The organism is Ruegeria sp. ABF4_144, from assembly GCF_056160045.1.
Window position 1 is genome coordinate 2,138,559 of record NZ_JBSWWK010000001.1, and the last position, 19,360, is coordinate 2,157,918.

Consider the following 19,360-nt stretch of genomic DNA (forward strand, 5'->3'; position numbering starts at 1 on the left):
CGCTGCTGTTGCAGCCTTTGATATCCCCCGGGGTGGCAAGATGCTGCAAAGCCTGATCGACGTCATTCTGCCGGTATTTCTGGTAATCGGCGCAGGATACGCCGCGACATCATTGGGATACTTCAAAGAGGTCCATGTAGACGGGCTGATGAAGTTCACCCAAGGCTTTGCCATACCCTGCCTGCTGTTTCTCGCCATCGCGCATCTTGACCTGAGCAGCAGCTTCGACCCTCGGCTTCTGGCCAGTTTTTATACTGCAGCGGCACTGTGTTTCACCGCTGGCCTGTTCGGTGCCCGCCTGATCTTTCACCGCGAGTGGGAGGATTGCGTCGCTATAGGATTCTGCTGCCTGTTCTCGAACTCGGTACTTTTGGGCCTGCCGATTACCGAACGCGCCTACGGGCCGGGGAACCTATCCGGCAACTATGCGATCATCGCCTTTCACGCGCCGTTTTGTTACTGCGTCGGCATCACCGTGATGGAGGTGGTCCGCAATCGCGGCAATGGCGGCACGCGCATGATCGGGTCGGTTTTGTCGGCCATGTTCCGCAACGCTCTGATCCTAGGTATCGCTCTGGGATTTGTAGTCAATCTATCCGGGATCGGCGTGCCGTCAGTGGTGGATGAGGCGCTTGGTCTGATCACCCGCGCCGCGCTGCCCGGCGCCTTGTTTGCATTAGGTGGCGTTCTGGTCAAATACAAGCCAGAGGGCGACTTGCGCACGATTGCCTATGTCTGCGCCATTTCGTTGATGCTGCACCCCAGCCTTGTGTGGCTGTTCGGTTCGTCGCTGGGCCTGCCGCAAGACCTGTTCCGCTCGGGCGTGCTGAACGCGGCCATGGCACCCGGTTTTAACGCCTACATCTTTGCTAACATGTATGGCCGCGCCAAACGGGTCGCAGCCTCTTCCGTGTTGATCGGGACCGGGGTTTCCATCCTGTCAGTCTGGTTCTGGCTGACACTTTTGGGCTGACGTCGGGACGGTTTGGATTGACTTTGGTACGACAGGGAACACCTATCGGGAAATCAGACAGGATCGAGTAAATGCCCCACGCCCTTATCGTCGCCCATGGTCAGCCGTCGGAACCAATCCCGGCTGAAGAGGCGCTGGCCGCCTATGCTGCCGAGGTGGATGCTTTGTGTGATGGCGTGACTGTGCGATCTGCCACGCTGGCTGCACCGGGCGTTTTCGAACAGCGCGTGGCAGAGTTGAACGATGACGCCGTAATTTATCCGCTTTTCATGGCCAAGGGCTGGTTTGTCACCAGCGCCCTGCCAAAGCGTCTCGTCGGACGAAACCTGCGCATTCTCGATCCTTTAGGTGTGGATCCGGACCTGCCGAGCCTAGTTGCTGCGGCACTGGGTGACAAGCTGAACGAAAACCGATGGGCCGCAGAAGAGACCGATCTGGTACTGGCCGCGCACGGATCTGGCCGTAGCCGCAACCCCTCAGCCGTGGCCCGCGCCTTTGCCAACGATCTGGCGCAACACTTGGCGTTCAAGTCGACGCGTCTGGGGTTTGTCGAAGAGCCGCCCTCTATTGCCGAAGCCGCATCGGGCCTGTCCGCTCAGGCGTTGTGCCTACCGTATTTTGCATGTCACGGCGGCCATGTGATTGACGATGTTCCGCAAGAACTGAGCGCGGCTGAATTCAAGGGTCAAGTAACGCCCGTTGTCGGCGAGTTGCCCCGGATCAAGCACCATATTGCAACCACCCTGTCCCGCCAGTTCGACACAACCTGACCCTTCGAGCCCCGCGAAGTTTGCATCACGGGATCAATCCGAGGCCACCCCGGAGGCTGGACTGCCCTGCCGCTGCCCCACAAGGGCCGAATAAAGACAATGTCGGGACCTGCCTTTCCTCTTTGCTTCATAAAGCGCCAGATCAGCCGCATTCAGAATTTCGGCTGCCTTGGGAGGCTGAACCTGAGTCGATAGCGCGGTTCCGATGCTGGCGGAAATCCGGCAGGTGTTGTTCTCGAACGCCATCGGTATTTGCAACCGTTCGATCAAGCGCGCCGCAATCGCCGATAAAATCCCTTCGTCCGACAGACCTTTGAATATAATGACGAACTCATCCCCTCCGATGCGGGCAACCGTGTCATCGTTGCGGGTTTCCTCGACCATGATCCGGGCGGCCTGCTGAAGCACGTAATCCCCCGCGGCGTGCCCGTACTGATCATTGACCGATTTAAAGAAATCCAAGTCCAGATGCATCAACGCAAATGGTGAATTCCCGGATATCAGATGACCCAGCAACACATCCATCGCTCGTCGGTTCTGTAGCCCGGTCAACATGTCAGTGAAGGCTTGTTCTTCGGCTGCTAGCATCGCCCCCTGCAGCCGCAAGTTCAGCGACCGCGAGGCCTCCATCGCGGCGGATTTGGCTTCGACCAGATACAACAGTTCGATGGCAAGGTCCGTGCCCGAAAAATCCGCACTGGTCAGGGCATAGTCACGCACCGCATCCAAGATCGAGATACCAAAGGACAAGTTGATGACCGCACCTTTTCCTTGCGGAAGAGGCGCGATCAGCCCTTTCAGAGCCGTGCGCGGCGTGTCGTGAAGCTTGAGGTGCAGCTTGGCACCGGCCAGCGCCATCAACGCCGACAGTGTTGTTACGGTTCGCGGTCGGACCAGTTCGAACACATCCAGGAAGTCAATCCCAGCCATCGGTTGATCGGGGCGCAGTTTTTGCAAGGTCGGCCCAACACGAAGTATCCGCCCGTTTTCGTCCACCAGAACGAACATCGGACAAAGCGTCTCGAGAAGAGTCGCCAGATCACTGGTGTCTATCATGATTTTCGCGCCCCCAAATCGAAGTGACGCCCTTCGGCAAAGGCGCTTTCAACGAGCACAATCGAGATGACCTCCGCTTCACCCTCCTGCCCGTCATGGGACAGCATCGCCAAAGCGCCATAGTCATCAGCCATAGCGCGCAGGACCCCGGCCATCACGCTGGAATAACCGGGCAAACCAGGGTGGCAATAAAGCTGGTATTCTGTTGGTGCTATCTCTCTCAACTCCAGCGCTGGTAAGCTGAGGTCAGAAACGGCCAGCCGCACGCGATCGGACAAATCGTCGAGCGAATGCAGGAACTCGACATAGGTTACGCCGCCGAAACGCAGCAGCCGACGTAAATCTTCCATGTTGGGGTGCGAAACCAGATAGGTTCCAAGATCCTCTAGGATTTCGGCGCGCGGGCGGTTCAGATCGACACAGAGCGCGTCTAGAACCCTGACGGTCATGTCGTCGTCATAGACCAGCATGGCCTCGAACTCGACAAAGCCCAGTTCAGCCGCCTCGGTCACGCGCAGCCAGCACGATTGTCCGTAAGTCGCGCATACAAAAGACTGTACCGCCCGATTGATCAGACCATGCATGATGTGCCCCAGATTGGTTTCAGCACCAATCTGGCCCGACAATCCTTAACAAAACACCAAGATAGACCGTGAGATGCCGAAAATCTGATTGAGTCTCACGATGGAAGTCGTTGACAGAAAACTAGAAATCCGTCGGCGCCCCGCCTTCGGCTTTCCGGCGGGTAACAAACTCGGCCAGTTCCTCGCGGATACTTTCATCCATCGCCGGAGGCTCAAAGTTGGTGATGATTTCTTTGAACATGTGATGCGCCCGTTCCGCCGTCCAGATACCGCCTGCGACGTTCCAGCCTTCGTAGTTTCGCCAATCGCTCAGGAAGGGCTGGTAAAACGCCGTGGTGTAACGGTCCTGCGTGTGTTGAACGCCAAAGAAATGGCCATCATTCCCAACCGCTCGGATTGCCTCAAGTGCGATCTCATCCGGTCCCGTTGCGATAACTTCGGGCTGCATATAGCGTTGGATTTGCTGGAGGATTTCGCAGTCCATGATGAATTTTTCCGGGCTGGCGATAAGCCCGCCCTCAAGCCAGCCAGCCGCGTGATAAACCATGTTGGTGCCCGACTGGACGGCGGCCCACAGAGAGTTCGACGTCTCCCACACCGACTGTCCGTCAGGCACGTTGGCCGCACACACACCCGATGACCGCATCGGCAAGCCATAATACCGCGCCATCTGCCCGGTCATTTGGGTCGACCGCATGTATTCGGGCGTGCCAAAGGCGGGTGCGCCCGACTTCATATCAACGTTCGACGTGAACGTCCCGATCACGCAGGGAATCCCCGGGCGGACATATTGGAACAAAGCAATCGCACACAGCGCTTCGGCCAGAGATTGAGCCACGGCCCCGGCCATCGTCACCGGTGCCATCGCCCCGGCTAGGGTAAACGGTGTTACCACGATCGCCTGCCCTCGCCGCGCCAACCGAAGACAGCCATCAATCATCGGATGATCGTGCTTCAACGGTGAGGTCGAGTTGATGTTTGTGTACATCCTCGGAGAGGCTTCGAATTCTTCATGGCTCAGGCCACCAGCAATTCTGACCATTTCCATAACGTCTTCGACGCGTTCCTTACCCAGCGAATAGGCATGCATTGCCTTGTCGGTTAAAGTCAGCTTGTCATAAAGAACGTCCAGATGCCGGATGCTGGCGTGGATATCGACCGGCTCGACCGGATACCCCCCGGCAAAGTGGATACAGTTGAAATACTGCGTCAGTTTCAGCAAGTTCCGACACATCTCGCGATTGCCGGGAACCTTAGTACCGATCTCCATGTCCCAGTAGTTCGGAGGAGACGACACGTTGCCAAACACCATATTCCGGCCGCCGATTTCAATCGTCCGATCCGGATTGCGCGGCGTGATGGTAAAGCGTGAAGGCGCCTTGGCCACCATCTCCATAACGAAATCCCTGCCCATGCGGACGTTGTCGCCATCGATGGTGCACCCGGCTTCACGAAGGATGCCGATGGCTTCTTCGTTGTAGAACTCGATCCCGATCTCTTCGAGGATACGCATGGCCCCTTCATGGATCGCCTCGATCCCCACCTGATCCAGCGGTTCGGTCGGGTTGTCTATATTGATCGGAGGATTCCAGGGCATCTGGTCGATCACCGCGCTGCCCCTACGCTCGGCAGCACCGGCCCGCCCCCCACTGCGACGTCTGCGCGATTTTGTGTCAGCCATTTGATCCTCCGGAACTTGCTTACCCCCATGCAAGCCCCGAAGGTGGGTGTCTGGCCGCTCTGTCTGCGACAGTCTATGTCGGTTTCTAATTACGAAGCGCCGAAATTGGCCGCCGCGCCGTCAGTTTTTGGACAGCCAGTTGGGAATGTGGCCGATATCCGGCAACACCACATCCGCCATGGGCGCCAGTGCTTCGGCCTTAGCCATACCTGTGAGGACACCGATCGTGGTCATCCCGGCAGCGCGCCCGGCCTGCAGATCATGCAGGCTGTCCCCGACCATGGCCACCCGATCAGGGTCCACGCCCACATGGGCTGCAAAGGCCAGCAACTGCCCGGGACCGGGCTTGAACCCGTGGCCACTGTCATAGCCCGCGACAAAATCGAAATGATCGCGCACCCCGACCGAGGCCAGATGCTGCAACGCTGGCATTTCCCCATCATTCGTCGCAACGCCCAGTTTTAACCCGGCCTGCCGCAATCCTTCCAAGAAGGGTTCCAACGGAACCGCCTGCGCCTGCGGGGCCGCAGCCGATTCGGCGTTCAGCGCATCGATCAGTTCGTCCAGTGTCATGTCCGGCAGGTGCGGGGCGAGGACCTCGGCGATTTCCTCAACCGTGCCAGCAATCACGATACTGTCTTCGGAATAGGCAACCTGTTCCAGATCGAACCCGATAAACTGACCCAATTCGGCTGCGCGTGCATGATCGCCATCAGCCAGGCGCAGCACCATATTGCGCCCGAACGCGCCCCAGGTATTGGCAAAATCAAACAAGGTTCCGTCCTTGTCGAACAGGATCGCGTCGATGGGCATTGAATGCTCCTGCAAAGTTGTTGGATCAGGTCCAGTGGACGTCGGCACCACCGGACAACACCGCGCGCGCCTGACCGGGCTGATCATAGGGCACAGAGTTTGCGTCACAGAAAGCGATCACCCACGAATCGTCAAGCATAAGAAACTCAAGCACCGACCCCAAGAATTCCGTTTCGTTTGCGCGGTCACGCAAATCCTGCGCAGAGGCTCCGGTCGACCCCAGAAAAACCGGAAGCAATTCGTCGTTACCGACCAGCCAGCCCAGAACATTGAGCGCCAGCGTTTCTGCAGATTGGGCGGATATTGCCATAAAGTAGCCCCGGATCAGGTCATGGAAAGGGTTTGTTAACCAGACTCATAAACACTTTAGAAACGCATGCAATCAATGGTGACTGATATGTCCGTGCAGGGAACCATCCTTGTCCTCGACGGGACCTCAACCAATCGCATCATGCTGAAGGTTCAACTGACGGCAGCATGGTACCACGTCGTCCAGGGCGAACGGCTTCAGGGCCTCGCTGGGCTGTTGCGGCGTGCGAAACCAGATCTGGTTCTGACCTCTCAGACCTTGCCGGATGGCACAGCAGCGGACGTCAAAAGGCTTGTTCAGGCTGATCCGGATCTAATCGGAGTGCCGGTGGTTGCGATTGCACCGCAAAACGACAAGTCGGCCCGGTTGAAGGCCCTCGCGGAAGGGTTGGACGATGTGTTGACGCACCCCTTCAAAGACACGTTTCTGCTGGCACGGGTGCGCAGCCTGTTGCGCGCACGAGTCGAGACGCAAGAGCTGCATGTCGGGTCCGGTTCGCACCCCATCGGATTTGCAGAACCCGGTGCAGCGTCCATCGTTCCTCCCAAGGCGGCCCGTGTGGCCATTCTGACGGGAATCGCGCGGACTGGCACACTGTGGCAAAATGCTCTGTCCAAACGCGCGCGGCACACCCTGTCTGCTCATACCGCGACGAACCTGCAGGGTATTTTGTCTGGGCCTGTGCCGGATGCCATCATCTTTGAGATCGGTGCAAACCCATCGGGTCTGAATCTGCTGGCCGATCTGAAATCCCGCAGCACCACCCGGCATACAGTTCTGATCGGCGTTCTGGCGGAAGAGAATGCCGCGTTGGCCTCAGAGGCGCTGGACCGGGGCGCTGACGCAATTTGCCTAGAAGGATTCTGCGCGGATGAAATCCTGTTACGACTGGACCGTCAGATCAAACGCAAAACCCAATTGGATCACATGCGCGCGTCTTTGCGGCGTAGTTTGGTCGACTCCTGGGTGGATCCCCTGACAGGTTTGCACAATCGCCGCTATGCCATGCGAGCGATGGATCAGATCGCTCATCAATCCACCCGCACCGGGAAAGGCTTTGCGGTAATGCTGGCCGATTTGGATCACTTCAAGGCCATCAACGACAAGTTTGGCCATACCGGAGGGGATCTGGTTCTGACCGAGGCGGCAAAACGGCTAAAGCAGACTTTGGGTGCCGCTGGTTTCATTGCCCGGATCGGAGGGGAGGAATTCATGATCGGCCTGTCGGCGACCACTCAAGCCCAGGCTCTCGAACTGGCGCGCAGCTTGTGTGATTGCATCCGCCAGAAACCCTTTGAGCTGCCAGACACCCCTGCCCCTATCCCGGTCACGATCAGCATTGGGCTGATCGCACACCAGCCCGAAACAGCTTCATCATCGCAACAAGCTACCGGACTAGAACTGCTGATCAAATCAGCTGACACCGCACTTTATGCGGCCAAGACAGCTGGCCGCGATCAGGTTCGAGTCCGACAAAGCGCCGCCTAGGGTTACTGGTCCTTGTGCTTACGGCCGTGGCGTTTGCGCTGGACCACCTCTTGCAGCCTGTCCGCATAAACCTGACGTTCCGCGTCCGTCATCTCCGTGATCCGGTCCAGCCATTCTTCCTGCAATGCCCCTTGCAACTCGGCCATGGCCTGTGCCTGTTGCTGCAACAACGCCTTCACAACCGCAGGGTCAAACGGCTCGGCCCGCAATGCGGCCTCAAGTGCGGCAAAATCCTCTGACCGCAGTTTCGCGCCTTTCTGATGCCGCTCGGATAGCTCGCCGCGCAGGGCTTTCCGATCTTCTTTGGGCAATGCCCGATAAATCGCGGGTCCAAACCCCGGAGGCGCTTTGCCGTGATCCCCGCCCTTGACCCGATAAACTGTGCCCAGAGCGACCCCGGCGATCAACAGGTTCAGCGCCAACGAAACAGACAGCAGAACCGTTACCCAACGTCTTTTGGGCTTGGCATTCTCGCTCATTCGGCGTCCTCCAGAAAAGTTGTGTCCAAGCCAAGGTCAGCGACCACAAAGCTGGTCTCTTGCGGATAGATAATCGTTGCGGCATCAGGCAAAAAGTCCGGTGCAGAAAACCCGATCCAGACACCTGCCGCGCTGGCCGCGACCAGCCCGCCCATGCTCTGCCAGCCCCCGATCCCGTCCAGTATCCGTGCCCAGGCCGAACGCGGGGGTGTGGCAGGTTTCAACCGATCCAGACGCACTTCTTCGGCATCCGTCAGAATACGGACCGCCAGATCGTCAGGCAGTTCAGGTCTGGTTTGCCGCGCTTGGGCAAACAACTGATCCAGGTCCATGTCGTTTTCAGCCATCTTCGTACCCCAGTTCATTCTGCCGCCCGGCCAGTATCGACGCCAAGGCCCGTTTTCCTCGTGCAGTCAGGCTCTCCACCGCTTCCGTCGAAACACCCATGATCCCAGCGATTTCCGGGTTGGGCAATTCCTCGATATGCCGCAAGATCACAGCCTGCCGCTGACGATCCGGCAACTGTGATAACGCTGCCTGTAACGCATCCTTGCGTGCCGCGTTCTGCAACCGATCCGCAGCACTCAGGTCGCCATCCTCGGGCTCTGGCACATCGTCCAGCCGGTCCGGACGTTTCTTGCGTTGTATGTCCACACATAAGTTCAGCGTCACGCGATACAGCCAGGTTGACACTTTGGCCTGACCAGACACCCAGTTCGGTGCCATCTGCCAAAGCCGCATCATCGCATCCTGCGTCACGTCTTCGGCCTCAGCTCGGTTACCCAGCATCCGCATCGCCACCGAAAAACATCGCGGTGCCAGCCGATCGGTCAATTCACGAGCAGCAACAGCATCGCCTTCGGCGAACTGCCGCAGCAACGCATCGTCCGAATTGTCCGCAGCGCAGGGCGCGCCACGGACTTCGTGCAGAGGGGAGGTCAGATCCTCCATCCTTCATCAGCTATCGTCAGAGTCCGCCTTACCCTGCTTTTTGTGCTTCCGGCCCATCCGCTCTTTTGCATCGGCATATTCCTGCTCCGAGATCGTACCGCTGTTATCCGCGTCGATACGATCAAACATCTTGCCAGCGCGACGCGGTTTGGGCAACTCGTCGTCACTCAGAAAACCGTCCTGGTTGGCGTCATGTTTTTCGAACATCTTGGTCACTCGGTCATTAGCTTTCTTTTGCGCCGCAGCCTGCATTTCCTCAACGCTTAACTGACCGTCACCATTTGTGTCTGCGTCATTGAACCGTTGCGTGCGGTGGGCCTCCATTTCTTCCTTGGTCAGTTGTCCGTCACCATTGGCATCCAGCTCCTGAAAGCTCACAGGTTCGCGATTTTTAGGTCCGGCCGCCAGGACCGAAGTACCCGTAATTGCAACAGCCGAGATCAGGATGGCCGGAATGAATTTCGCGCTTTTCATATCGTTTTCCCTTTGTTTTGCGGCCTCATCGCCGCTGCTCACATAGGTACAAACGGGCTGGCACACGGGTTCCGTCGCAAAAATCTCAAATAACTCTGACGGCCCGTTGCAGCCGACCTAAGTCACAAAGCGCCGCACCCCCCTTTTCTGCGGAACAAAACAAGCGCATTATCCAGCGCAATCGAACGCGCGAGTTTCAAAATGACAGATCAAACGATCGACACCACGACCGAGAGTGACCGTCCGACACGGCCTGCTTTGATCAAAGGGTTTCGCGGCCGTTGCCCGAATTGCGGCGAGGGCAAGATTTTGCACGGCTACCTGAAGGTTAACAATTGCTGCGATAACTGCGGGCAAGAGTTGTTTCACCATCGGGCAGATGACGGTCCGGCCTATCTGACTATTCTGTTGGTTGGCCACCTGCTGGCCCCGGCATTGCATGTGACCTATGTCGAGTTTCGCCCCGAACCCCTAACCATGTTCCTGATCTTTGCCATCGGATGCACGGCACTGTCTCTCTTCCTGCTGCCCCGATTGAAAGGCGCTATGATCGCCTATCAATGGGCGCGTCGGATGCACGGGTTTGAAAAAGCGTAATGGCCCGCGTGAACAGATCGATCGGCGCATGACGGAAGACAAAACAGCGATACGGAACGCGGCGACGGTCATCGTCCTGCGGGACCGTTTGACCGAGCCTTCGATCCTGATGGGGCAGCGCGGCGCAAAAGCCGTATTTATGCCCAACAAGTTCGTGTTCCCCGGCGGTGCGGTCGATGCCGCGGACAGAGACATCGCTCTGGCCGCCCCCATGCCCGAACTTTGCCGCGAACGGCTGGACGAGAAATCCGAACCGGGGCTGCAGACTGCACTGGCCGCAGCCGCGGTCCGAGAATTGTGGGAAGAAACCGGATTGATTTTGGGTGTACCTGGCTCTTGGGACAGCACTATCCCCGAGGACTGGCAGGGCTTTGCCTCCATGGGTTTTCGCCCCGCCGCCGATGCGTTGCAGTTTGTTTTCCGCGCTGTGACGCCACCGGGCCGACCGCGCCGCTTCGACGCGCGGTTCTTTCTGGTCGATGCCAGCGCGATTCAGGGCGACCTGGACGATTTCAGTCGTGCCTCGGATGAGCTGTCCCACCTGCAATGGGTCCCGCTTGACCGTGCGCGTGATCTGGACCTGCCGTTCATTACCGAGGTGGTTCTGGCCGAAATCGCGGCCCGGGTTTCAAGCCCCGAGCCGCCTGCCACCGTACCCCTTTACTTGCATACCGAGGAACAAAGCTTGTTCCTGCAGCTCAAAGGCTATCCGATGCCTGACGCGGACTAGGTGTCATTTCATTCGGCTGATCACCGTGGTCACTTCGGGCTTTTTGCCAATCTCGGCTTTGGCCGTCTGACGCACGATGCGGCGCATGGCCTCTTCCAGCTTGTCATCGTCGCGCAGGGTTTTGGCATCGGCCCGCATCAGGAACTGGTTCAGGTCCTCTTCTAGCACCTCTACCAGCGCGGCCTTGGAGGTTCCGATCTCGGCCAGACCCATCGTGTCGCACCATGGCTCGCCCAACGGCTCATCCTCTTCATCCAGAATGACTGTCACCGTCACGTGTCCGTTCAGCGCCATACGGATACGGTCCCGCACGATCCCGTCCAACGCGCCAACCTTGACGGTGCCGTCCAGATATGTGCGACCAGTTTCGATATAATCGGCCACTTTGGGTTTATTTCCGGTCAGATCCAGCATTGTGCCGTTCACGGCCAAAATGCCCGTGCGTCCGCCTGCTTCGGCCAGCTTGGCATGTTCGCGCAGATGCCGGTGTTCGCCATGCATCGGGATCACCATCTGCGGGTCGATCAGCGCATGCACCCTCTCAAGATCGGGGCGATTGGCGTGGCCGGACACGTGATACAAACCCGAACTGTCATCCACCACGTCCACGCCCTTTTCGCTGAGCTGGTTAATGATGAAGATCACGCCCCGTTCGTTTCCGGGAATAGTCTTGGACGAGAACAGAAACAGGTCGCCCTCTTTCAGCTCGATCCCGCGATACTTGCCGCGTGCCAACTGAGCGCTAGCCGCGCGGCGTTCGCCCTGGCTGCCGGTCACGATAAGCATCAAGTTCTGGCGCGGCAGGTCCACGGCCTCTTCGGCGCTGACGACCTTGGGGAAATCCGACAGGATGCCGGTTTCGGTCGCAGCCTCGATCATCCGTCGCATGGCACGGCCCAACAACACAACCGAACGCCCGGCCCGTGCACCCGCCTCGGCCAGCGTTTTTACCCTTGCTACGTTCGAGGCAAAGGTGGTGGCAACCACCATGCCCTCTGCGCTTTCGACCAGCTTGGTGATCTCAGGGCCTACTTCGGATTCCGAGCGGCCAGCATGGGGCGAGAACACGTTGGTGCTGTCACAAACCAGCGCCTTGACGCCGGACTTGGCAACCTCGGCCCACAGTTCGGGGTCGAAGGGTTCGCCAACGACGGGCTGCGTATCCAGCTTGAAGTCCCCGGAATGTACGATCCGACCTTCAGGTGTGTCGATCACCAGCGCAGCGCTTTCTGGGATCGAATGCGAAACAGGCAGGAACCCGACCTTGAACGGTCCAACCGATATCTGCTCAGGCCAAGCCGAGGCCGTCTGCACTGCATCCTCGGGGTGGCCGTGCTCTTCCATCTTGCGGCGGGCAATATTGGCAGTGAAGGCACGCGCAAAGACGGGTGCGCCCAATGCTTCATAGCAATGCGCAACCGCGCCCACGTGATCCTCGTGCGCGTGGGTGACGAACACCGCATCCAGCCGGTCTGCACGTTCCTGAAGCCACGAGATATCGGCGTGGATCAGATCAACACCAGGTGTCGTGTCCATATCAGGGAAGGTAACCCCCAGGTCGACGAGGATCAGACGCTCCTGCCCCGGTTTGCCGTAGCCATAGACATAGGCGTTCATGCCAATTTCACCGGCACCACCCAGCGGCAAATAGATCAGTCGTTCACTGCTCATGTCGAGCCATTTTCCTTGTTATAGCGATGGATCACGGTCAGTCCGTGCATCGTCAGATCATCTTCGATCGCGTCAAACCCGACATCCGCCTGATCGAACAAAGGCGCAAGCCCGCCGGTGCCAACCACTTTCATCGGCATGCCGTATTCCGCTTTGATCCGGGCAATCAGCCCCTCGATCAACCCGGAATAGCCCCAATACACGCCAGATTGAATGCAGCCAACCGTATTTGTTCCGATAACCTTTTCCGGGCGGGTGATGTCGATATGCGGTAAGGCCGCTGCCCCCTGGTGCAACGCCTCAAGGCTGAGGTTCACACCGGGCGCGATTATGCCGCCGACATAGGCCCCGTCCGACGCGACCACGTCAAAGTTGGTCGCCGTCCCGAAATCGACAACCACCACGTCGCCTCCGTGACGGTCAAACGCGCCGACGGCGTTGGCCAGACGGTCAGGCCCGGGAATGGTCCCCTCGTCAATGCGCGGTGCCACAGGCAGCAGGCATTCCGGTTTACCCACGACAAGCGGGCGGCAACCAAAGAAACGATCGGCAAAGATGCGCAGGTTGAACACCACGCGCGGCACGGTCGAAGCGATGACCACATCGGTGATATCCGCATTGATCCCGTAATGCTTCACCAGCGTCGAATACCAGGTGAAATAGGCGTCCGCCGTGCGGGAATGGTGGGTCGAGGTCCGCAGGGTGCACAGAAACTGCTCGCCATCCCAGATCGAGAACACGGTATTGGTGTTGCCGCAGTCAATTGCCAGAAGCATCTGCGCCTCCTTCAGAAAAACACATCCGCCGCAGGAATGCTGACGCGGCCCTTGGCGGTCTTTAAGACAAGGTTGCCGTTCGAGTCTACGGTTTCAAAGGTTCCCACCGTCTCGGAGGTTGAGGTTCGGGCAGTGATCACCTCGCCCAAGCGGGCGGCGCGCGCCAACCAGGCGCTACGGATCGGTTCGAACCCGTAGGTCACGAACTGGGTTTCATACCGCGCGTAGGCCGAAGCCAGTTCGGTCAGAAAATCCTCGGGGATAACCGCCGCACCGGTTTCCGACAGCAAAGACACTGGCCGTACCGCACTTTGTTCAACGGCATAGGCCGGGGGCGCTTCGGACAGATTCACGCCGATCCCAATGGCCAGATGAGACAGCTCACGCCCTTGCCCGGTGCTTTCCAGCAAGATACCGGCCAGTTTGCCGCCGTTCAGCAGCACATCATTGGGCCACTTCAGGGACAACCCCGCCGCCCGGCCCGTGACCGCAACACAGGCATCGAACAACGCCAGTGCGGCCACAAAGCTGCGCAATGCGGCCTGTTCCGGATTCCCCTGCGGGCGCATCAACAGCGTCGCTGCCAGATTGCCTTTGGGGTTGGCCCAAGCCCTACCCCGCCGACCGCGTGCCGCGGTCTGGTGGTGCGCCATAATCCAGACCGGACCAGGCGCCGTTGGGGCTAGCCGGGCCGCTTCGTTCAGGGTGCTGTCGACCTCCTGCACGATGTGCAGCCCGTATCCCTGCGGCCAATCGGTCATGGCAAAAAGGCCCGGTCCGCTGACCGAGCCTCCTGCAATTGGATGTTAAGCAAATCAGTTGACAAGCGTTGCCGCCGCAGCTGCCGCCGCGCCCTCGATGCCAAATTGGTAGAACACGCCAATAAGCATCAACGCTGCCGACCCCATCAGGGCGACCCACAGAACCGGCGTAGAACGTGTTTCGATCGGATCCTCGTTCTCTTCCCCAAAATACATGTAGAACACGATCCGCAGGTAGTAGAAGGCACCGATCACAGAGGCGATGGCCGAGACGATGACCAGTCCGGTCAGCCCCGCGCTGATACCGGCCTGCCACACGCCGAACTTGGCGAAAAAGCCCAGCATAGGCGGAACACCGGCCAGCGAGAACATCAAAATCAGAACAGCCAGCGCCTTACCCGGATCACGTTTGGAGTACTGGCGCAGCGCGTCGATATCGGTGACAGGCTTACCGTCACGCTCCATCATCAGGATGAAGGCGAAGGTACCGATATTCATAGTCACGTAGATCGCCAGATACATAAGCATCGCCTTGATGCCCAGTTCCGTACCTGCCGCCAGACCGATCAGCGCATAACCCATATGGGCAATCGAGGAAAAGGCCATCAGCCGCTTGATGTTGCGCTGACCAATCGCGGCAACCGCGCCCAGCAGCATCGACAGTACGGACAGCAGAACGATCACCTGCTGCCAGTCCTTCACCACTCCACCAAAGGCGTCGTGCATCAGGCGGGCAAACAAAGCCATCGCCGCCACTTTCGGTGCGGTGGCAAAGAAGGCGGTAATCGGGGTGGGCGAGCCTTCGTACACGTCCGGTGTCCACATGTGGAACGGCACTGCCGAGACCTTGAACGCCAATCCCGAGATCAGGAAAATCAGGCCAAACAGCAGGCCAACCGAGACGTCGCCATGGTGGACAGTCTGGATGATGCCCGAGAACAGCGTAGTTCCGGTAAAGCCATATACCAGCGACGCGCCATACAGCAGCAGGCCCGAGCTGAGCGCGCCCAGCACAAAGTACTTCAGACCGGCCTCGGTCGATTTCGCACTGTCACGGCGAAGGGCGGCAACGACATAGAGCGACAGCGACTGCAGCTCCAGCCCCATATACAGGGACATCAGGTCGCCCGCGCTGACCATCATCATCATGCCCACCGCGGCCAGAGCCACCAGCAGCGGATATTCGAACCGCAGGAGCCCGCGGCGCGACATGTAGTCCTGACTCATCACCAGAACGGCCGCGGCGGACAGTAGGATCGCAACCTTGGCAAAGCGCGAGAACCCGTCGTCGACGAACATACCGTTGAACGCCACGTTGACGCCGTCGCCATTTGTGGCAATCCAGATGGCCAACAGCGCCATCAGGCCAGCTGTCGACCACACAAGGATCGGCGCCAGCCCGTCTTTCACCGTATAGACTGCCCCGATCAGAGCGGCCATCGCATATACGGCCAAAACGATCTCTGGCAGGATTATTGTCAGATCAGCCTGGATCATGTCTCCAAAGCCTCCTTAATGCGAAGCGGCCGTCTGTGACGCAGCCTCGGCCGCGGCCAGAGCCGTGTCATAGTTCGAAATCAGTGCAGCGGTCGAGTTGCCGATCACATCCGTTACCAGCGACGGGTAGACGCCCAGCAAAATGGTCATCACGATCAGCGGTGCGAAGATCAGCCGCTCGCGCGAGCTCATGTCGGTCATCGCCTTGAGGCTTTCCTTGATCAGGTCGCCAAAGACCACCCGACGGTACAGCCACAGCGCGTAAGCCGCTGAGAAGATCACGCCGGTTGCGGCGACTGCGGTCACCCAGGTGTTGACCTGGAACGTGCCCATCAGGGTCAGGAATTCCCCAATGAACCCGGACGTACCCGGCAGGCCTACATTGGCCATGGTGAACAACATGAAGACCAGCGCATAGGCGGGCATCCGGATCACCAGACCTCCGTACGCGTCGATATCGCGGGTGTGCATCCGGTCATAGATCACGCCGACACACAGGAAGAGCGCGGCCGAGATGAAACCGTGGCTCAGCATCTGGAAGATCGCGCCGTCGATACCCTGTTGGTTTGCAGCAAAGATACCCATGGTCACGAACCCCATGTGGGCGACAGAGGAATAGGCGATCAGCTTTTTCATATCCTCCTGCACCAGCGCTACCAGCGAGGTGTAGACCACGGCGATGGCCGACATCCACAGCACCAGGTCGGTCATTACCGCCGAGCCCACAGGGAACATCGGCAGACTGAACCGCAGGAAGCCATAGCCGCCCATCTTCAGTAAGATCGCCGCCAGCACGACCGAGCCCGCAGTAGGAGCCTGCACGTGTGCATCTGGCAGCCAGGTGTGAACCGGCCACATCGGCATTTTCACCGCAAACGAGGCAAAGAACGCCAGGAACATCAGCGTCTGCATTCCGCCGACGATATAGATGCCCAGAACGCTGAACCCTTCGGACGAGAAATTGTGGCTCATCAGAGCTTCAATGTCAGTGGTGCCTGCATCTGCGTACATCGCAACCATCGCCACCAGCATCAGAACCGAGCCGAGGAAGGTGTAGAGGAAGAACTTGAAGCTGGCGTAAATCCTGTTCGCGCCACCCCAGATGCCGATGATCAGGAACATCGGGATCAGGCCTGCCTCGAAGAACAGGTAGAACAGCACCAGATCCAGCGCCATGAACACGCCCAACATCAGCGTTTCCAGCAGCAAGAAGGCGATCATGTATTCCTTGACGCGGTCAGTGACCTGCCAGCTGGCCAGAATGGTCAGCGGCATAATGAAAGTGGTCAGCAGAACGAAAAGAACGCTGATGCCATCAACACCCATCTTGTATTTCAGGCCCAGCAGCCACTCACCCTCTTCCACCATCTGGAAGCCGGTATTGGACGGATCAAAGCCCGTATAGATGCCGATCGAGACGAGGAAGGTCACCGTTGTTGCCACCAGCGCGACCCATTTCGCGTTGCGCTGCGCAGCCACGTCATCCCCATGCAGGAACAGGGCAAGAATGCCTGCCGCGACTGCGGGGATGAAGGTGACGATGGAGAGGATATTATCCATTAGTGTGCGCCTCCGCCGATCGACATCCAGGTGACAAGGGCGGCGATGCCCAAGACCATCCAGAAGGCGTAAGTAAAGATGTAGCCCGTCTGCGCCTTGCCTGCGAGGCGGGTGAAGAAGGGAACAACGCCCATGGCGACACCGTTCAGGAACCCGTCGATGGTGTTGCCATCGCCGCGTTTCCACAGGAACCGGCCAAGCGCCACGGTGGGCTTGACGAAGATCGCGTCATAGATCTCGTCAAAATACCACTTGTTCAGCAGGAACAGATACAGCGGCCGTTGGTTCTGCGCCAAACGTCCCGGCAGTGACGGATTCACGATATAGAACCAGTAAGCCATGACGAAACCCAGCACCATCGCCACGAAAGGCGAGACCTTAACCCACTTCGGAGCCGCGTGAGCATCGTCCAGAATGTGGTTGTCCGGTGCGATATAAAGCGCTCCCTCGCCCGGCTTGCCTGCGAAGGCGTAGTGATGATCGCCACCATGCGCGGCCTTGTCGCCATGCGCGTCATCCTCACCATGGGCAGCGTCAGCATGCGCAGCCTCATCACCGTGGCCGTTGTCCGAATGAGTATCCGCCGCATGATCGTCGTCAGCATGCGCATCCGCTTGACCGTGATCACCGGCCTCTGCGTGCTCGGACGCCTCGGCAACCGGAATGCCGTAGAACTTGCCAACTTTGTCTGCGTGACCAAAGAAGTTGCCGTACCAGATCATGCCCGCAAAGACCGCACCCAGAGACAGAACGCCCAGCGGCACCAGCATCACCATCGGGCTTTCATGCGCGTGGTCATGCGTATGCTGATCGCCACGCGGCTTGCCGTAGAAGGTCAGGAAGATCAGACGCCAGCTGTAGAACGAGGTGAAGGCAGCCGCGACAACCAGCAACCAGAAACCATAAGCCGATCCGCCCGCATAAGCGCTCTCAATGATGGCGTCCTTGGACAGGAACCCGGCGAACCCGATTGTGGTCAGCGGAATGCCGACACCCGTGATGGCCAGCGTACCGATCATCATCGCCCAGAAGGTATAAGGGATCTTCTTTCGCAATCCGCCGTATTCGGTCATCTCCTGTTCGTGATGCATGGCGTGGATCACCGAACCGGCACCAAGGAACAACAGCGCTTTGAAGAACGCGTGCGTGAATAGGTGGAACATCGCGGCCGAGTACATGCCGACACCCGCAGCTACAAACATGTAGCCCAGCTGCGAACAGGTCGAATAAGCGATGACGCGCTTGATGTCGGTCTGAACCAGACCCACGGTCGCGGCAAAGAACGCGGTCGAGGCTCCCAGCACGGTGATGAACCCGGTTGCACCCGGCGCAAACTCCATCAGCGGCGACATGCGGCAAACCAGGAACACACCCGCGGTCACCATGGTCGCGGCGTGGATCAGCGCCGAAACTGGCGTCGGGCCTTCCATCGCATCCGGCAACCAGGTGTGCAGGATCAGCTGGGCCGATTTACCCATCGCGCCGATAAACAGCAGCACACAGATCACCTCAATGGCGTTCCACTCACCCCACAGGAAGTGCAGCTGCGTTTCCGCCAGTTCGGGCGCCGACGCGAAGATGTCAGAAAAGTTGATGCTGTCCGTCAGCAGGAACAGCGCGAAAATTCCCAGCGCAAAACCAAAGTCGCCGACGCGGTTGACGATGAACGCTTTCATCGCCGCGGCATTGGCGCTCGGCTTGCGATAATAGAACCCGATCAACAGGTAGGATGCGACGCCCACGCCTTCCCAGCCAAAGAACATCTGAACCAGGTTATCAGCCGTCACCAGCATCAGCATGGCGAAGGTGAAGAAGGACAGATAGGCAAAGAAGCGCGGCTTATAGCTTTCGCCCTCACGCCACTGCGGATCGTGATCCATGTAGCCAAAGGAATAAAGGTGCACGAGCGCCGAAACAGTCGTGACCACGATCAGCATGATCGCAGTCAGTCGGTCAAGACGCACAGCCCAGCTTGTCGACAGCGAGCCGCTCTCGATCCAGCGCATGATTTCGACTTGCTGGGTTACCCCGTCAAAGGTGAAGAACACGATCCACGACAGCAAACAAGCCAAGAACAGCAGGCCCGTGGCGGTCCACATGGCGGCTTTCTCACCAATAAAGCGCCAGCCAAAACCGCAGATCAGTGCGCCCACGAGCGGGGCAAAAAGGATGGTGGTTTCCATTTTCCC

The 19,360-nt window shown here is 58.7% G+C and carries 20 protein-coding genes; 5 read left to right on the plus strand and 15 right to left on the minus strand.

Annotation, left to right across the window (positions count from 1 at the left end; all coding sequences use genetic code 11):
- The first annotated feature begins 40 nt into the window (after window positions 1-40).
- Window positions 41-973 (plus strand): AEC family transporter, encoded by a 933-nt coding sequence (locus tag ACXAGD_RS10720; protein ID WP_475210443.1) that lies wholly within the window; start codon window positions 41-43, stop codon window positions 971-973.
- Between the two features lie 71 nt (window positions 974-1,044).
- On the plus strand, window positions 1,045-1,743 hold the full coding sequence (locus ACXAGD_RS10725) for a CbiX/SirB N-terminal domain-containing protein (RefSeq protein ID WP_475210446.1): 699 nt from the start codon (window positions 1,045-1,047) through the stop codon (window positions 1,741-1,743).
- 33 nt (window positions 1,744-1,776) lie between these two features.
- On the opposite strand, the gene ACXAGD_RS10730 is transcribed toward ACXAGD_RS10725, so the two are convergent.
- The 5 genes from ACXAGD_RS10730 to ACXAGD_RS10750 form a co-directional block, all read right to left on the minus strand.
- The gene (locus ACXAGD_RS10730; protein WP_475210449.1) at window positions 1,777-2,799 is read right to left on the minus strand and encodes a GGDEF domain-containing protein; all 1,023 of its coding nucleotides are present in this window, start codon (window positions 2,797-2,799) and stop codon (window positions 1,777-1,779) included.
- Entirely contained in the window at window positions 2,796-3,383 is a 588-nt protein-coding gene (locus tag ACXAGD_RS10735) for a heme NO-binding domain-containing protein (protein ID WP_475210451.1), read from the minus strand. The genes ACXAGD_RS10730 and ACXAGD_RS10735 overlap by 4 nt, the downstream gene beginning before the upstream one ends.
- Before the next feature lie 121 nt (window positions 3,384-3,504).
- Window positions 3,505-5,064 (minus strand): trimethylamine methyltransferase family protein, encoded by a 1,560-nt coding sequence (locus tag ACXAGD_RS10740; protein WP_475210453.1) that lies wholly within the window; start codon window positions 5,062-5,064, stop codon window positions 3,505-3,507.
- Window positions 5,065-5,184: 120 nt separating this feature from the next.
- On the minus strand, window positions 5,185-5,877 hold the full coding sequence (locus ACXAGD_RS10745; protein WP_475210456.1) for an HAD family hydrolase: 693 nt from the start codon (window positions 5,875-5,877) through the stop codon (window positions 5,185-5,187).
- 25 nt (window positions 5,878-5,902) lie between these two features.
- Window positions 5,903-6,187, minus strand: a complete 285-nt coding sequence (locus tag ACXAGD_RS10750; RefSeq protein WP_475210459.1) for a DUF3572 domain-containing protein — start codon at window positions 6,185-6,187, stop codon at window positions 5,903-5,905.
- A gap of 87 nt (window positions 6,188-6,274) precedes the next feature.
- Between ACXAGD_RS10750 and ACXAGD_RS10755 the strand changes: the two genes are divergently transcribed.
- Window positions 6,275-7,675, plus strand: a complete 1,401-nt coding sequence (locus tag ACXAGD_RS10755; RefSeq protein ID WP_475210462.1) for a diguanylate cyclase — start codon at window positions 6,275-6,277, stop codon at window positions 7,673-7,675.
- A gap of 2 nt (window positions 7,676-7,677) precedes the next feature.
- Here the strand turns inward: ACXAGD_RS10755 and ACXAGD_RS10760 are convergent, their stop codons facing one another.
- Genes ACXAGD_RS10760 through ACXAGD_RS10775 form a run of 4 tightly spaced genes read right to left on the minus strand, consistent with a single transcriptional unit; the run spans window position 7,678 to window position 9,579 of the window.
- Window positions 7,678-8,154: a periplasmic heavy metal sensor gene (locus ACXAGD_RS10760; RefSeq protein WP_475210463.1), complete on the minus strand. Its 477-nt coding sequence runs from the start codon at window positions 8,152-8,154 to the stop codon at window positions 7,678-7,680.
- On the minus strand, window positions 8,151-8,501 hold the full coding sequence (locus ACXAGD_RS10765) for a hypothetical protein (protein ID WP_475210464.1): 351 nt from the start codon (window positions 8,499-8,501) through the stop codon (window positions 8,151-8,153). Before ACXAGD_RS10765 ends, ACXAGD_RS10760 begins: the two co-directional genes overlap by 4 nt.
- Complete coding sequence (locus tag ACXAGD_RS10770; protein WP_475210466.1) at window positions 8,494-9,105, minus strand: RNA polymerase sigma factor; 612 nt, start codon at window positions 9,103-9,105, stop codon at window positions 8,494-8,496. Before ACXAGD_RS10770 ends, ACXAGD_RS10765 begins: the two co-directional genes overlap by 8 nt.
- A 6-nt stretch (window positions 9,106-9,111) precedes the next feature.
- On the minus strand, window positions 9,112-9,579 hold the full coding sequence (locus tag ACXAGD_RS10775) for an EF-hand domain-containing protein (RefSeq protein WP_475210467.1): 468 nt from the start codon (window positions 9,577-9,579) through the stop codon (window positions 9,112-9,114).
- A gap of 201 nt (window positions 9,580-9,780) precedes the next feature.
- Here ACXAGD_RS10775 and ACXAGD_RS10780 point away from each other — a divergent pair, with 201 nt between their 5' ends.
- A complete protein-coding gene (locus ACXAGD_RS10780; RefSeq protein ID WP_475210469.1) occupies window positions 9,781-10,176 on the plus strand; it encodes a DUF983 domain-containing protein in 396 nt (131 codons plus the stop codon).
- A 28-nt stretch (window positions 10,177-10,204) separates the two neighbouring features.
- Window positions 10,205-10,906 carry an NUDIX hydrolase gene (locus ACXAGD_RS10785; RefSeq protein ID WP_475212566.1) on the plus strand — a complete coding sequence of 234 codons (702 nt, stop codon included), beginning with the start codon at window positions 10,205-10,207 and terminating at the stop codon, window positions 10,904-10,906.
- 3 nt (window positions 10,907-10,909) lie between these two features.
- Here ACXAGD_RS10785 and ACXAGD_RS10790 read toward each other — a convergent pair whose 3' ends face one another.
- From ACXAGD_RS10790 to nuoL, 6 genes are read right to left on the minus strand one after another with little or no spacing between them, the layout of a single operon-like run.
- Window positions 10,910-12,577: a ribonuclease J gene (locus tag ACXAGD_RS10790; RefSeq protein WP_475210470.1), complete on the minus strand. Its 1,668-nt coding sequence runs from the start codon at window positions 12,575-12,577 to the stop codon at window positions 10,910-10,912.
- Window positions 12,574-13,353: a type III pantothenate kinase gene (locus tag ACXAGD_RS10795; protein ID WP_475210472.1), complete on the minus strand. Its 780-nt coding sequence runs from the start codon at window positions 13,351-13,353 to the stop codon at window positions 12,574-12,576. Before ACXAGD_RS10795 ends, ACXAGD_RS10790 begins: the two co-directional genes overlap by 4 nt.
- A gap of 11 nt (window positions 13,354-13,364) precedes the next feature.
- A complete protein-coding gene (locus ACXAGD_RS10800) occupies window positions 13,365-14,114 on the minus strand; it encodes a biotin--[acetyl-CoA-carboxylase] ligase (protein WP_475210475.1) in 750 nt (249 codons plus the stop codon).
- Between the two features lie 54 nt (window positions 14,115-14,168).
- Window positions 14,169-15,611 (minus strand): NADH-quinone oxidoreductase subunit NuoN, encoded by a 1,443-nt coding sequence (gene nuoN / locus ACXAGD_RS10805; RefSeq protein ID WP_475210477.1) that lies wholly within the window; start codon window positions 15,609-15,611, stop codon window positions 14,169-14,171.
- A 15-nt stretch (window positions 15,612-15,626) separates the two neighbouring features.
- Entirely contained in the window at window positions 15,627-17,171 is a 1,545-nt protein-coding gene (locus tag ACXAGD_RS10810; protein WP_475210479.1) for an NADH-quinone oxidoreductase subunit M, read from the minus strand.
- The gene (gene nuoL / locus ACXAGD_RS10815) at window positions 17,171-19,354 is read right to left on the minus strand and encodes an NADH-quinone oxidoreductase subunit L (RefSeq protein ID WP_475210481.1); all 2,184 of its coding nucleotides are present in this window, start codon (window positions 19,352-19,354) and stop codon (window positions 17,171-17,173) included. The genes ACXAGD_RS10810 and nuoL overlap by 1 nt, the downstream gene beginning before the upstream one ends.
- Between the last annotated feature and the right edge of the window lie 6 nt (window positions 19,355-19,360).

Bases quoted from the DNA above. Each gene is read 5' to 3' on its own strand.
- ACXAGD_RS10785 (WP_475212566.1), top strand. From the start codon at position 10,205: ATGACGGAAGACAAAACAGCGATACGGAACGCGGCGACGGTCATCGTC.
- ACXAGD_RS10745 (WP_475210456.1), bottom strand. From the start codon at position 5,877: ATGCCCATCGACGCGATCCTGTTCGACAAGGACGGAACCTTGTTTGAT.
- ACXAGD_RS10760 (WP_475210463.1), bottom strand. From the start codon at position 8,154: ATGAGCGAGAATGCCAAGCCCAAAAGACGTTGGGTAACGGTTCTGCTG.
- ACXAGD_RS10790 (WP_475210470.1), bottom strand. From the start codon at position 12,577: ATGAGCAGTGAACGACTGATCTATTTGCCGCTGGGTGGTGCCGGTGAA.
- ACXAGD_RS10720 (WP_475210443.1), top strand. From the start codon at position 41: ATGCTGCAAAGCCTGATCGACGTCATTCTGCCGGTATTTCTGGTAATC.
- ACXAGD_RS10770 (WP_475210466.1), bottom strand. From the start codon at position 9,105: ATGGAGGATCTGACCTCCCCTCTGCACGAAGTCCGTGGCGCGCCCTGC.
- ACXAGD_RS10780 (WP_475210469.1), top strand. From the start codon at position 9,781: ATGACAGATCAAACGATCGACACCACGACCGAGAGTGACCGTCCGACA.
- ACXAGD_RS10810 (WP_475210479.1), bottom strand. From the start codon at position 17,171: ATGGATAATATCCTCTCCATCGTCACCTTCATCCCCGCAGTCGCGGCA.
- ACXAGD_RS10765 (WP_475210464.1), bottom strand. From the start codon at position 8,501: ATGGCTGAAAACGACATGGACCTGGATCAGTTGTTTGCCCAAGCGCGG.
- ACXAGD_RS10725 (WP_475210446.1), top strand. From the start codon at position 1,045: ATGCCCCACGCCCTTATCGTCGCCCATGGTCAGCCGTCGGAACCAATC.
- ACXAGD_RS10750 (WP_475210459.1), bottom strand. From the start codon at position 6,187: ATGGCAATATCCGCCCAATCTGCAGAAACGCTGGCGCTCAATGTTCTG.
- ACXAGD_RS10795 (WP_475210472.1), bottom strand. From the start codon at position 13,353: ATGCTTCTGGCAATTGACTGCGGCAACACCAATACCGTGTTCTCGATC.
- nuoL (WP_475210481.1), bottom strand. From the start codon at position 19,354: ATGGAAACCACCATCCTTTTTGCCCCGCTCGTGGGCGCACTGATCTGC.
- ACXAGD_RS10755 (WP_475210462.1), top strand. From the start codon at position 6,275: ATGTCCGTGCAGGGAACCATCCTTGTCCTCGACGGGACCTCAACCAAT.
- ACXAGD_RS10775 (WP_475210467.1), bottom strand. From the start codon at position 9,579: ATGAAAAGCGCGAAATTCATTCCGGCCATCCTGATCTCGGCTGTTGCA.
- ACXAGD_RS10735 (WP_475210451.1), bottom strand. From the start codon at position 3,383: ATGCATGGTCTGATCAATCGGGCGGTACAGTCTTTTGTATGCGCGACT.
- nuoN (WP_475210477.1), bottom strand. From the start codon at position 15,611: ATGATCCAGGCTGATCTGACAATAATCCTGCCAGAGATCGTTTTGGCC.
- ACXAGD_RS10730 (WP_475210449.1), bottom strand. From the start codon at position 2,799: ATGATAGACACCAGTGATCTGGCGACTCTTCTCGAGACGCTTTGTCCG.
- ACXAGD_RS10740 (WP_475210453.1), bottom strand. From the start codon at position 5,064: ATGGCTGACACAAAATCGCGCAGACGTCGCAGTGGGGGGCGGGCCGGT.
- ACXAGD_RS10800 (WP_475210475.1), bottom strand. From the start codon at position 14,114: ATGACCGATTGGCCGCAGGGATACGGGCTGCACATCGTGCAGGAGGTC.